12 protein-coding genes are annotated in these 12673 nt (G+C 71.5%); 6 read left to right on the top strand and 6 right to left on the bottom strand.

Features of this window, described 5'->3' with window-relative positions; all coding sequences use genetic code 11:
• Positions 1-3: 3 nt before the first annotated feature.
• From AB0M08_RS29980 to AB0M08_RS29990, 3 genes are read right to left on the bottom strand one after another with little or no spacing between them, the layout of a single operon-like run.
• A complete protein-coding gene (locus AB0M08_RS29980) occupies positions 4-1458 on the bottom strand; it encodes an MDR family MFS transporter (RefSeq protein ID WP_364500306.1) in 1455 nt (484 codons plus the stop codon).
• Positions 1455-2996 (bottom strand): hypothetical protein, encoded by a 1542-nt coding sequence (locus tag AB0M08_RS29985; protein ID WP_364500309.1) that lies wholly within the window; start codon positions 2994-2996, stop codon positions 1455-1457. The genes AB0M08_RS29980 and AB0M08_RS29985 overlap by 4 nt, the downstream gene beginning before the upstream one ends.
• A complete protein-coding gene (locus AB0M08_RS29990; RefSeq protein ID WP_364500311.1) occupies positions 2993-4711 on the bottom strand; it encodes an NAD(P)/FAD-dependent oxidoreductase in 1719 nt (572 codons plus the stop codon). Before AB0M08_RS29990 ends, AB0M08_RS29985 begins: the two co-directional genes overlap by 4 nt.
• Before the next feature lie 154 nt (positions 4712-4865).
• Between AB0M08_RS29990 and AB0M08_RS29995 the strand changes: the two genes are divergently transcribed.
• From AB0M08_RS29995 to AB0M08_RS30015, 5 genes are read left to right on the top strand one after another with little or no spacing between them, the layout of a single operon-like run.
• Entirely contained in the window at positions 4866-5537 is a 672-nt protein-coding gene (locus tag AB0M08_RS29995; protein ID WP_364500314.1) for a response regulator transcription factor, read from the top strand.
• A 43-nt stretch (positions 5538-5580) separates the two neighbouring features.
• The gene (locus AB0M08_RS30000; protein ID WP_364500317.1) at positions 5581-6777 is read left to right on the top strand and encodes a cytochrome P450; all 1197 of its coding nucleotides are present in this window, start codon (positions 5581-5583) and stop codon (positions 6775-6777) included.
• 14 nt (positions 6778-6791) lie between these two features.
• Positions 6792-6989: a ferredoxin gene (locus tag AB0M08_RS30005; protein ID WP_364500319.1), complete on the top strand. Its 198-nt coding sequence runs from the start codon at positions 6792-6794 to the stop codon at positions 6987-6989.
• Positions 6986-8131 (top strand): FAD-dependent oxidoreductase, encoded by a 1146-nt coding sequence (locus AB0M08_RS30010; RefSeq protein ID WP_364500322.1) that lies wholly within the window; start codon positions 6986-6988, stop codon positions 8129-8131. The genes AB0M08_RS30005 and AB0M08_RS30010 overlap by 4 nt, the downstream gene beginning before the upstream one ends.
• Positions 8128-8940 carry an SDR family oxidoreductase gene (locus AB0M08_RS30015; protein WP_364500324.1) on the top strand — a complete coding sequence of 271 codons (813 nt, stop codon included), beginning with the start codon at positions 8128-8130 and terminating at the stop codon, positions 8938-8940. Before AB0M08_RS30010 ends, AB0M08_RS30015 begins: the two co-directional genes overlap by 4 nt.
• Positions 8941-8969: 29 nt before the next feature.
• Here the strand turns inward: AB0M08_RS30015 and AB0M08_RS30020 are convergent, their stop codons facing one another.
• Entirely contained in the window at positions 8970-10283 is a 1314-nt protein-coding gene (locus AB0M08_RS30020; protein ID WP_364500326.1) for a GAF domain-containing sensor histidine kinase, read from the bottom strand.
• Positions 10267-10611, bottom strand: a complete 345-nt coding sequence (locus AB0M08_RS30025; protein ID WP_364500329.1) for a PAS domain-containing protein — start codon at positions 10609-10611, stop codon at positions 10267-10269. The genes AB0M08_RS30020 and AB0M08_RS30025 overlap by 17 nt, the downstream gene beginning before the upstream one ends.
• 476 nt (positions 10612-11087) lie before the next feature.
• Between AB0M08_RS30025 and AB0M08_RS30030 the strand changes: the two genes are divergently transcribed.
• Positions 11088-12329, top strand: a complete 1242-nt coding sequence (locus AB0M08_RS30030; protein ID WP_364500331.1) for a family 43 glycosylhydrolase — start codon at positions 11088-11090, stop codon at positions 12327-12329.
• Here the strand turns inward: AB0M08_RS30030 and AB0M08_RS30035 are convergent, their stop codons facing one another.
• Positions 12330-12539 carry a hypothetical protein gene (locus AB0M08_RS30035; RefSeq protein ID WP_364500334.1) on the bottom strand — a complete coding sequence of 70 codons (210 nt, stop codon included), beginning with the start codon at positions 12537-12539 and terminating at the stop codon, positions 12330-12332. It abuts the gene before it with no gap.
• Between the last annotated feature and the right edge of the window lie 134 nt (positions 12540-12673).

The raw sequence follows: 12673 nt of genomic DNA on the forward strand, positions 1-12673 counted from the left end.
GGCTCAGCGATCCGCGGGTTCCGGGGCCGGCTTGTCCAGGCTGGTGCGCAGCGAGACCGGCTGGAGCAGTACCGCCGCGACCACGCCGAGCAGCGCCACGGCCGCCGAGAGCGCGAAGATGTGGCCGGTGGCGTCACCGTACGCGACCGGAACCGGCACCCCCGAAGCCCGCGCGGCGGCGACCTGCCGGGCCAGCACCGCGCCCAGGACGGCGACGCCGATGGTGCCGCCCAGCGACCGGAAGAACGCCACCGTCGCGCTCGCCGCGCCGATGTCCGCGAGCGCCACCGCGTTCTGCACGACCAGCACGAAGTTCTGCAGCGTCATGCCGACCCCGGTGCCGATCAGCACCATCGCCACCGCGATCAGTGCGATCGGCGTACCGGAATCGATCAGTCCCAGGACCGCGAACCCGGCGGTCAGGCTGATCGCGCCGGAGACCAGGAACGGCTTGAGCCGGCCATGACGGCTGATCAGGCGCCCGGCGACGATCGAGGAGATCAGGATTCCGGCCATCATCGGAATGGTCAGCAGTCCGGCCTCGGTCGGTGTGTGACCGCGACTGACCTGGAAGTACTGTGTCAGGAAGACGGCGGCGCCGTACATCGCGGTCCCGGCGGCGAGGCTGCCGAGGATGGCGAGCGCGGTGGTGCGCTGCCGCAGGATCCGCGGCGGCACGACCGGCTCGGCGGCGCGCGTCTCCACCCATGCGGCGAGCACCAGCAGGACCAGCGTGCCGCCGACCATCGCCGCGGTCTGCCACGAGCCCCACGCGAAGCTGTCGCCGACGAACGACACCCAGATCAGCAGCAGGCTGACGGCGGCGGTGATCAGGGTCGCGCCCCAGTAGTCGATCGTCACGTCGTCCCGCCGCACGGTCGGCAACTTCAAGGTCAACTGCAACAGGATCAAGTTCAGGACGCTTACGGGTACGCCGATGAAGAAGCACCACCGCCACCCCAGCCACGAGGTGTCCACGATGAACCCGCCCAGCAGCGGCCCGCCGATCGTCGAGATCGCCGTGACGCTCGACAGGTACCCGGCGTACCGGCCGCGCTCCCGGGGCGGGATCATCGCGCCGATCGCGATCTGGACCAGCGGCTGCAGCCCGCCGACCCCGACGCCCTGCACCGCCCGCGCGGCGATCAGCTGACCGGCGCTCTGGGCCAGCCCGGAGGCGACCGACCCGGCGATGAAGACCACGGTCGCGATCTGGATCAGTGCCTTCTTGCTGTACAGGTCGGCGAGCTTGCCCCAGAGCGGGGTGGCGGCCGTCGCGGCGAGCAGGGTCGCGGTGACCACCCAGGTGTACTGGGTCGGCGAGCCGTGCAGGTCGGCGAGCATCCGGGGCAGCGCCGTGGAGACCACGGTGCTGGCCAGCGTGGAGACGAAGAGGGCGAGCAGCAGGCCACTGAGTGCTTCCAGGACCTGCCGCGACGGCTTACCGGTGGTGCTCATGTATCGGGGTCCCCCGTACGGATCTGCAGGACGCGGCCCTCACCGTCGGCGGCGAGGTGGATCGTGCCGTCGTCGGCGACGGCGAGCCCGGCGAAGGGCCGGGGCACCCCGGGCAGGCCGGGCAGCCCCTCGGCGAAGAGCGCCGGCTGCTCACGCGGGGGCAGCCCGACCGGGAGATCATCCGCGAGCACCCGGAGGCCCGGGCGGGCCGGCCCGGAGGCCGGCGCCCGGACGTCCCCGCCGGTACGAGGGGCGGGCAGCCCGACGGCGAGCAGCCGCCGCCGGCCGGTCTCCACGATCAGCAGGTCGTCGCCGTCGATGGCGAGGCCCTGCGGGGTGTCCAGCCCGTCGGTGATCAGGAACGGTCCGTCGTCGTCGAGGCGGTAGACCGCACCGCGCTCCTCGTCGCTGACGTGGACCCGGCCGGCGGCGTCGACCGCGAGTCCGGTCGGGAGGCCCAGCCCCTCGGCGAGCACCGTGACCCGGTCGGCGGCGTCGACGGCGATCACCCGGCCGGCGCCGGATTCGGCGACGATCAGCTCGTGCGCACGGCGTACGCAAACCGATCCTGGCTGATCGAGACCGGAGGCCCGCGTGCGCACCTGCCGTGACCCGCGATGGTAGGTCTTGATCTGACCGAACTGGGACGTCAGGTGCAACTCGTCGCCGTCGGCCGCGATCCCGTGGGCGAAGGTGTGCAGCTCCGTGGTGCCGCCGTCCGCCGTGATCATCCGGTAGTGGTCGGCGGCGTGAACCTTTCCGGCCAGGTCGATGGTCACGCCGAACGGGCCGCAGAGCCCCGGCGGCACGATCTCGCGGGTCCGGCCGCCGGGCAGCAACTCGGTGATCCCGCCGCGCGCATAGCTGGAGACGAAGATCCGGTTCTCGTCGTCGACGGCGCCGTTGTCGATGCCGATCACCCCGGTGGTGAGCACGGTCCGACCGTCGTCGCCGATCACCGTGACCGTGCCGGCGGCGTCCCGGGAGAGCACGTGCAGCAGCCCAGCCCGGTCGAAACGCACCGCCACCGGCTGATCAACCTGGGTCACGAGCTCGGGAGCGGAAGAGCCTGCGAGGGGCAGCCGGTAGATCTCGCCGGTGAGCATGTGCGGGTAGTAGAGGCAGCCGTCCGGGCCCACCTGCATGGCGTTCCCCATGGCGAGACCGGTGGCCAGCACCACCGGTCGCCCGGCGGTCAGCTCCAGGAGCCGCCCGCCGGGGACCATCTCGTTGACGAAGAGTCGCCCGTCCGCGCAGGCGATCCCGTTCGGTGCCCGGATCCCGTCGGCGACCAGCGTGAACGTCCCGTCGGGGGCACGCCGCCAGACCCGGCCGGGCACCAGGTCGGTGACGACCATCGCCCCGGACGAGTCGAACGCCAGGTCGTCGGGCGCCTGGATCGGACCGCCGGGCGGCACGATCGGCTCGACGTCGCCGGTCGCGAGGTCCACGGCGCTGATCCGCCCGGCCAGGAACTCGGCGACGTAGAGCCGCCCGTCCGGACCGAACGCGACGCCGTTGGAACCACGCAGGGTCATAGCACCTGATCCATCCCGCCGTTGGCGCGCCATTCGCGCAGCAGAGCGTGGAAGGCGACCGGACCGGGCCCGTACGCGTTGCTCACCGGCCGCGGCTTGCCCTCGTTGTTGTAGTAACCCGGTGTGCACGCGGCCTGGAACTCGCGGGTGTCCGGCGCCGTCGCGCGGATCGTGTCGACCCACGCCTGCTCGGCCTCGGCGGTCGGCTCGATGACGGTGCTGCCCCGGCGCCGCGCCTCGGCGACCACCGCGCCGATGTGGTCGGCCTGCTCCTGCAGGACGTGCACGAAGTTGACCGAGGCGGCGTTCTGCAGGCTCCCGAGGTGGAACAGGTTCGGGTACCCGTGGCTGTAGAAGCCGTGCAGCGTCCGCGGACCCTGCGCCCAGGAGTGCAGCAGCGGCAGCCCGCCGCGGCCGAGGACCGGCAGCGTCCCGGAGAAGACGCCCGAGACGCCGACCTCGAAGCCGGTCGCGAAGATGACGCAGTCCAGCTCGTACGCGGTGTCGCCGACCACGACGGCCGTCTCGGTCATCCGGCTGATGCCGCCGGTGTCCGCGGTGTCGACCAGCGTGACGTTCGGCCGGTTGAAGGTCTGCAGGTAGAGATCGCTGAACGCGGGCCGCTTGCACATGTAGCGGTACCAGGGTTTGAGCAGCTCGGCGATGGCCGGGTCGGCCACGACGGCGTCCACCCGGTCGCGGATGCCGTTCATCTTCTCCGCGTCGGCGAGCTCCAGCTCCTCGTCGGTCAGCCCGGTGTCGCTGCCGGTCAGGAAGGTGCGCTGCAGGCCCGCGGTGCTGGTCCAGCCGTCGGCGACCAGGTTCTCCGCGTAGTCGCCGCCGGTCACCACGGCGAGGAAGTTCTCCATCCGCTCCCGCTGCCAGCCGGGCTCCAGCGAGGCGGCCCACTCCGGGTCGATGGGCCGGTTGTCGCGTACGTCGACCGAGGACGGGGTGCGCTGGAAGACCACGAGCTCACCGGCCTCGGCGGCGATCTGCGGGATGACCTGGATGCCGGTCGCCCCGGTGCCGATCACGCCGATCCGCTTGCCGGCCAGGTCGTAGCCGGTGTCCCAGCGGCTGGTGTGGAAGGTGTGCCCGCGGAAGTCCTCGATGCCGGGGATGCCGGGCAGCTTCGGCTGGGTCAGGGTGCCGGAGGAGAGCACCACGTACCGGGAGCGGAACTCGTCGCCCCGGTCGGTGCGCACGGTCCACTCGTTCGCCTCGTCGTCCCAGCGCAGCTCGGTGACCCGGGTCTGGAACATGGTGTCCCGGTAGAGGTCGAAGTGCTTGGCGATCGCCACGGTGTGCTGGCGGATCTCCTCGCCGGGGGAGTACCGCCACGTCGGGACGTACCCGAGCTCCTCCAACAGCGGGAGGTACACCGTGGACTCGATGTCGCAGTGGATGCCGGGGTACCGGTTCCAGTACCACGTACCGCCGACGTCACCGGCCTCGTCGATCAGCCGCAGGTCCTCGATCCCGGCCTGGCGCAGCCGCGCCCCGGTCAGCAGGCCGCCGAACCCGGCGCCGATCACGGTCGCCTCGACCCGGTCGGTGACCGGTTCGCGCGGGGTGAACTCGGTGTACGGGTCCTTCGCGTAGTAGCCGAACTCGCCGGTGGCCCGGCGGTACTGGCCACTGCCCTCGGGCCGGATGCGGCGGTCGCGTTCGGCGCGGTACTTCGTCCGCAGGCCCGGGAGGTCCAGGGTCATCAGTGCCCTTCCGTCGGTTTCGTCCGATCGATGGGCACGCTAGCGGTTGGACCGATTTTAAATCAAGTGACTGAATCCGACTCGGCGCGGGGTCACATCGGATACCGCGGATGCGGTACGCCGCCACCCGGTCGAAAGGTCCATGCTTGTACGCATGCCCGCTGCCACCAAAGGGCCGACGAAGCCCCGCCTCCTCGTTGTCATCCCCGACCCTGACCAGCGCGGATCCCTCTCCGCGCGGCTGGCGCTGGCGGGGTACGCGGTGGAGACGGCCGCCACCGGCGCCGCCGCCCTGCGATTACTCGACGACCGCCACGTGGACCTGATCGTGGTCGATGTGGAGATCCCCGACCTCTACGAGCTGTCCCGCAACCGTCCCGCCCTGGCCGCCCGCCCCTCGGTCCTCTGTGTCACCCCCTGCGAGAACCTGGAGATGCTGCTCCCCGAGCTCGGCACCGAGGTCGGCGACTACGTGACCAAGCCGTGCCGGGAGGCCGAGCTGCTGGCCCGGGTCCAGGTGCTGCTCAAGGCCCGCCGGCCGGACGTGCTGCGGCACGGCGACCTGCTGCTCAACGAGGTGGTCTGCCAGGCCTGGCGCGGCGAGCGGCTGCTCGGCGTCACCCCGGCCGAGTACCGGCTCCTGCGCTACCTGCTGGTCAACGCCGGTCAGGTGCTCTCCAAGGACCAGCTCGCCTGGCAGGTCTGGCGCGAGCCGCGCGGCGGGAACGCCATCGAACGCCTGGTCAGCCGGCTGCGGGACAAGGTGGACCAGAGCCCGCCGGTCCGGATCCACACCCACCGCGGATTCGGATATCAACTCAAGTAGGACGCGTCAGGTGTTTGTCAGCTAATCCTGTTCGGATGGGGTCATGACGGTCGCCGATTACCCGATGGAACGGGAAAAGACGTGCCCCTTCGCCCCCGCCGCCGGCATCCGCGCGATGCCGGGCCTGGGCCGGGTGCGGATCTGGGACGGCAGCACGCCGTGGATCATCACGAGCCACGCCGATCAGCGGGCGCTGCTCAACGACCCCCGGCTGAGCATCGACGAGAAGAAGCCGAACTACCCGCACATGACCCGGTCGCGGGCGGCCCAGGCACCCCATCACCCGAATCTGATCACCAACACCGACCCGCCGGAGCACACCCGGCTACGGCGTACGGTGAACGCGCCCTTCATGGTGAAGCGGGTGGAGGCGCTGCGCCCGCGGATCCAGCAGGTGATCGACGGGCTGATCGACGACATGCTGGCCGGCCCGAACCCCGCCGACCTGGTCACCGCGATCGGCCTGCCGGTGCCGACCCTGGTGATCACCGAGATCCTCGGCGTCCCCTACGCCGACCACGAGTTCTTCCAGGAGGCGAGCCACCGGGCGATCAGCCACGACACCGACCCGGAGGACGGCGCCGCGGCCGGCCGGGACCTGGGCGAGTACCTCGCCGCGCTGCTGGTCAAGAAGATGGCCGAGCCCGCGGACGACGTGCTCTCCGAGATGGGCGCGCGGGTCAAGGCCGGCGAGATGACCCACACCGAGGCGGTGATCATGGGTAGCGCCATCCTGATCGCCGGCCACGAGACCAGTGCCAGCATGATCTCGCTCGGCACCCTGGCCCTGCTGCAGAACCCGGACCAGCTGGAGCTCCTGCGGGAGCGGAGCGACGACCCGAAGTTCGTGGCGAACGCCGCCGAGGAGATCCTGCGCTACCTGACGATCGTGCACACCGGCATCCGGCGGATCGCGATCGAGGACATCGACCTGCGCGGCACCACGATCCGGGCCGGCGACGGCGTCATCTTCGACCTCTCCGGCGCGAACTGGGACGCCGCCGAGTTCCCCGAGCCGGAGAGGCTCGACCTGAGCCGCCCGGCGCGCTCGCACCACGCGTTCGGCTACGGCGTACACCAGTGTCTCGGGCAGTCGCTGGCGCGCGTCGAACTGCAGGTCGCGTACGGCACGATCTACCGCCGGATCCCCACGCTCGCGCTCGCGGTGCCGTTCGAGGAGGTGCCGTTCGCGATGGAGGGCGTCGCCTACGGTCTGCGATCGCTTCCGGTCACCTGGTGAAAGGGGTTCCCCTCATGAAGATCGAGTTCGACGAACCGAAGTGCGTCGCCGCCGGCCAGTGCGTGATGGTCGCGCCCGACGTCTTCGACCAGCGGGACGAGGACGGCGTGGCGATCGTCCTCGCCGCCGAGCCCGGCCCGGAGCAGCACGACGCGGTGCGCGAGGCCGCGGCGGTCTGCCCGGCCGCGGCGATCCGCCTGGTGGAGGCATGAGGTCGGTCGTCGTGGTGGGCGCCTCGGCCGCCGGGCTCTCGGCCGCCGAGACGCTGCGGCGGGAGGGCTTCGAGGGGACGCTCACGCTGATCGGCGAGGAGCTCGACGCACCGTACGACCGTCCGCCGCTCTCCAAGCAGATCCTGGCCCAGGAGTGGGAGGCCGGCCGGCTGGCGCTGCGGACCGTCGAGCAGCTCACCGCGCTCCGTCTGGACCTGCGGCTCGGGGTCCGCGCGACGGCGCTCGACACCGCGTCCCGGGTGGTCACCCTGGCGGACGGGACGGCCATCGGCTACGACGGCCTGGTCATCGCCACCGGGGTGCGGCCGCGCACGCTCCCCGGTTCCGGCGCGCACGTCCTGCGTACCCTCAAGGACGCGCTCGACCTGCGGGAACGGCTGCGTCCCGGCACCCGGCTGACCATCGTCGGCGCCGGATTCCTCGGTGCCGAGTGCGCCGCCGTGGCCCGCGGGATCGGCTGCGACGTGGTGATGCTCGAACCCGCGCCGGTCCCGCTGGCGCACGCGGTCGGCGAGCAGATCGGCCGCTTCCTCTCCGGCGTGCACCGGTCGCACGGGGTCGACCTGCGTACCGGGGTGGGCGTCGACGCGGTGGCCGACGGGGGAGTGCGGCTCGCCGACGGAACGCTGGTCGAGTCGGACGAGGTGCTGGTCGCGATCGGGTCGGTGCCGAACACGGAGTGGCTCGACGGCAGCGGGCTGACCGTGGACGACGGCGTGGTCTGCGACGAGTTCAGCGCCGCCGGGCCGGACGTGTTCGCCGCCGGTGACGTGGCGCGGTGGCACAACCCGCTCTTCGGTACGCCGATGCGGATCGAGCACCGGACCAACGCCGCCGAGCAGGGCATGGCCGCGGCCCGCAACCTGCTCTGGCCGGACGGGCGGAAACCGTTCGCGCCGGTGCCGTACTTCTGGTCCGACCAGTACGACCTGAAGATCCATGCGTACGGGTACCTGCGGGGCCACGACCGGGTGGAGATCGCGGACGGCGATCTCGCGGACGGGCGCTTCGTGGCGGCGTACCGGAGGAAGGGTCGTCTGGTCGGCGCCCTGGCGGTGGGCATGCCGCCGAAAGTGATCAGGCCGTGGCGGCAGGCCATCGCGATGGGAGGTCAGGAATGAGCGACGACGTCGTGGTCATCACCGGAGCCGGTGGCATGGGACTCGCGGTCGCCCGGCGGATCGGCAGCGGGCGGACGGTGATCCTCGCGGACGCCTTCGCCGCGTCGCTGGACCGTGCGGTGGCCGAGCTGTGCGCCGAGGGGTACGCGGCGAAAGGCCAGGTCACCGACGTCTCCTCGGCCGAGGCGGTCGGGTCGCTCGCCTCGTACGCGGCGGCCGAGGGGCGGATCGCGGCGATCGTGCACACCGCCGGGGTGTCGGCGGCGACCGCGACCGTCGACCAGATCATGCGGGTGGACCTGGCCGGGACCGCCCACGTGATCGACGCGTTCGAGCCGGTCGTGGGGCGCGGCTCCTCGCTGGTCTGCGTGGCGAGCATGGCCGGGCACTACGCGTCGCTGTCCGCCACCGACGAGCAGGCGCTGGCCACCGCACCCTCCTCGGAACTGCTCGCGCTGCCGGTGCTCGGCTCGGTCGGCGACGATCGGGTGGCCGCCTACATCCTGGCGAAGCGGGCCAACCAGGTACGGGTACAGGCCGCGGCGCTCGCCTGGAACCGGCGCGGCGCCCGGATCAACACGATCAGCCCGGGCGTGATCTCGACGGCGATGGCCCGGGCCGAGCAGGAGTCCTCGTCCGGCGACCACATGATGGCGATGCTCACCGCGTGCGGCGCCGACCGCACCGGCACGCCCTCGGAGATCGCCGCCGCGGTGGCCTTCCTGACCGGCCCGGAGTCGCTCTACATCACCGGCACCGACCTGCTGATCGACGGCGGCCAGGCGGCGTGGATCCGCCACCACCGCTGATCACGTGCCGGTGCCGGTCACCGTGCTGGTCACCGTGCCGGTGCCTGCTCCGTCAGCCGGCGGGGGAGCCGGATCACGAAGGTGGTTCCGGTCTCCCCGTCGGCGAGGCCGATCGTGCCCTCGTGCCGTTCCACGATGGCCCGGGTGATCACCAGGCCGAGGCCGGTGCCCGGGATCCGCCGGTCGACCGCGCTGGACGCCCGGAAGAACCGCCGGAACAGCTGCGGCCTCTCGGCTTCGGGGATGCCGATCCCGGTGTCGGCCACCCGCCACACCACCTCGTCGGATCCGGCGTCCACCCGGATCGTGACGGCACCGCCCGCCGGGGTGTATTTCACCGCGTTGGAGAGCAGGTTGTCGGCGACCTGTCGCAGCCGATTCGGATCACCCTGCAGGCGGACGGTCCCGGGCAGCGCCGCGTCCACCGTGAGGTTCTTGTCCCCGGCCGCCGCGCGTACCGCCTGCATCGACTCCCGGATGATCTGGCAGAGATCGGTCCGCCGCGGTTCCAGCGAGAGCTGCCCGGATTCCAGGCGCGCCAGATCCAGCAGGTCGTCGGAGACCACCCGGAGATGGTCGGCGTTCCGGATGATCGTCCGGATCCGCCGTCGCTGCTCGTCCGGCCCGATCTCGTCGATCTCCTCCTCCAGCATGGTGGCCTCGGCGCTGATCACCGACAGCGGATTGCGCAGTTCGTGGGTCACCAGCGCCAGGAACTCGTCCTTGGTGCGGGCCAGCTCGACCGCGAGCTCCTCGGCCCGCCGTCGTTCCAGGTACTGCCCGACCTGTGCCGTGATGTTCGTCAGCAGGGCCGTCAGGGTCTTGTCCGGGTCCTCGATCCGGTCCCCGTACACGCAGAGCACCCCGATCGGCCGTCCACCGCTGGCCACCGGCACCCCGACCGCCACGTGCAGCCCGATCCGGTCGGCCGCCCGGCTCCGCGGCGACGCGGTGTCCGCCGCCAGGTGCGGCACCCAGATCGTCCGTGCCTGCGCGACGACGCGCCCCGGCACCGTCGTCGGCCCGACCGTCAGCTCCTCGGCCGCGAAATCCCCGAGCTCCATCCCCGGCGCGTACCTCGCCGCGCAGGTGAGCACCCGCTGCTGCTCACCGGCCACCTGGTGCCGCGCATCGGTCAGCCACAGCTCGGTGACCGGCCATCCCATCCGCGAACCGAGCGCCTCGGTGACCCGTGCCGCCGCGTCCGCGCTGGAATCGGCCTCGACCAGCCCCCGCGAGATCGCCGCCTCCACCGCCGCGAACCGCCGTACCCGCTGGTCCACGGTCATGTCCCGGGCGAACCCGTGCAGGACCCGCCCCTCCGGTTCATCGATGATCGTCACGGTCATCTCCACCGGGAACTCGTGCCCGTCCCGGTGCGCGGCGACGAACGACAGATGCTGCCGCGTTCGCGGTCGCCCCACTCATCAGCGCCGCCAGTTCGGCCCGGTGCCCCTTCCGGAAACGTTCCGGAATGATCAGGTCGACCGCGTCCCGCCCGCAGGCCTCACGCGCCCGATGCCCGAACACGCTCTCCGTCACCGCGTTCCAGGCGAGCACCCGCCCACTCGCGTCCACCGCGAAATACCCCTGGTCGGCCGCTTCCAGCACCCTGAGCGGATCGGTCAGCACCACCGCCCCGCACTCGTTCCGCGCCACCGCTGACGACACCGTCTCACCGCCCTATCCCGCCAACGTACGCCGACCGCGTTCCCCCCGTCCGTCGATCACCGACGTCGACGTCTCCGGCCGGGGAATCCGGTCGCACCGCCGAGTGACGCGGGAGCGGTACCGGGGCCCACCGGCCGGGGCGTTTTCCCCGCGCCGATCGGGACGATCCGCCGCGGCGGCAAGCGTTCGCACACCGGCGCGCAGGCCGCACCAGGGAGCAGGATCGGCCGGGACCCACGCTGACCGTGGATCTGGCCACTGCGCGGCGGTGGCCTGCGCGGCCTGCGCATGCGGATCGTGGCCCCCCCCGCCGGCATGACCGCCCGGGTGATCGCCATCGCCGGTCTCCCGGGCAGGATCACGATCTTCGAGAGCCTGGACGAGGCCCGGTAATCCGTCGCCCGTTCACCGGCAGAATGGCGTTCATTATGGTCGATGCCATGGGTCTCGGGCGGCGGTCGTTGCTGGGTGGTTCGATGGGGCTGGCTCTGGCGCCCCGGTTCTCGTCGGTGGTGGAGGGGGCGGTGCCGGGCGGGCGGCTCGGGGACTGGCCCGATCCGGAGAGTTACGGGATCGCGGACACCCGACTCGACCTCTGGCCGCGGGACGACAACTCGTTCGTGCTGCCCCTCGAGCTGCGACCGCGCGATCGGGAACTGGGGCGGGTCTGGTTGCGTGATACGTACGTCAACTGCTTCGACGTGGAGGGCCGGGCGGTCTATGTCGCGACCGGGACCACGCGGGTGGCCGGGCTGGAGACGGCGGCGCCCTGGAACGACGGAATCTTCGTGTGGACGGCGCCGGCGCTGCGCGGGCCGTGGACGCTGGCCGACACCACGGGGATCCGGGCCGGTGCCGAGCGCGGGAAGGTCTGGTCGCCGGAGTTCGTGGGGGAGAACACGAGCGGGCGGACCGTGGTGGCGCCGTGGCAGGAGTACTGGACGGACACCGAGTTCGGGAAGCGGGGGGAGGCGTGGGCGCCGGAGGTGCACTACGTCCGGGGGAAGTGGTACATCGTCGCGTGCATGGGTGACCACTCGCGCAAGGTCGGGTCGTTCCTGCTGGTCAGTGAGGGCGGGGTGGCGGGGCCGTACCGGGTGGCGACCGGGAACCTGGAGAAGCCGTTCGGGGAGTCGTTCATCGGTGGGCCGGCGTTCGTCGAGCCCGGCGCCTACCACCACATCGACGGCGGATTGTACGCCGAGGGCGACGACGCGTGGCTGGTGCTGCACAACCACTGGTACGCGAGGTTCGCCGACGACATGGAGGACATCGTCCCGTCGACCGGGCTGCGGCAGTTCCGGGAGACGGCGTACAGCCCGGAGCCGTACCTGGAAGGTGCCCATGTCTTCCGGCACGCGGGGAAGTACTTCCTGGTCCAGGCGGCGTGGGACCGTACCTCGATCAACGCGGACGGCACCGTGCGCAACGCCTACGACACCGCGGCGACCGGGCGGGTCCAGTTCCAGTACGACGCGGTCGTGGCGGTGGCCGACGCGTTCGAGGGGCCGTACTCCGAGCGCTGGACGGCGGGCGTCGGGGCCGGCCACGACAACTTCTTCACCGACCACAACGGCGGGTTGTGGGCGACGTTCTTCCGCAACCCGAACTACGGCTACTGGTCGAACGCGGCGCGCCTCGCCGGCGCCGCCGTCCCGGGTGTGGTCCGGCTGGAGTGGACCGGTGACCGCCTCTACGTCCGGCGCCGCAAGCCCTGACTACCTGTCACGGGCGTAATGGGCGATGGCCAGGAGGAGTCCCGCGGCGCCCGCGAAGGCGCCACCGCCGGTGAGGATGGCCGCGGGGACGTTATTCCCTGCGGCATGGGCCAGCATTCCGGCGACACCGCTGACCCCGGTGGCCGTGAGCAGCATGAACCCGATCGGCATCCAGCGGTTCATCGCCGTTCGAGGTGCCTGATCGGACATGGGAACCACCTGGTCGCGAGGAACGATTCTGTCTCCAGTTTCTATTCAGTGCAGTGACTAGGCTAGTCATCGTTCGCCTTCTGTCAGACGATCTCGTCCATTGAATCTGCTACCTCGCAGTCAGGTATGGTGCA

The sequence above is a fragment of the Actinoplanes sp. NPDC051851 genome (assembly GCF_040681165.1).
In the GTDB taxonomy this organism is placed as follows: Bacteria; Actinomycetota; Actinomycetes; order Mycobacteriales; family Micromonosporaceae; genus Actinoplanes.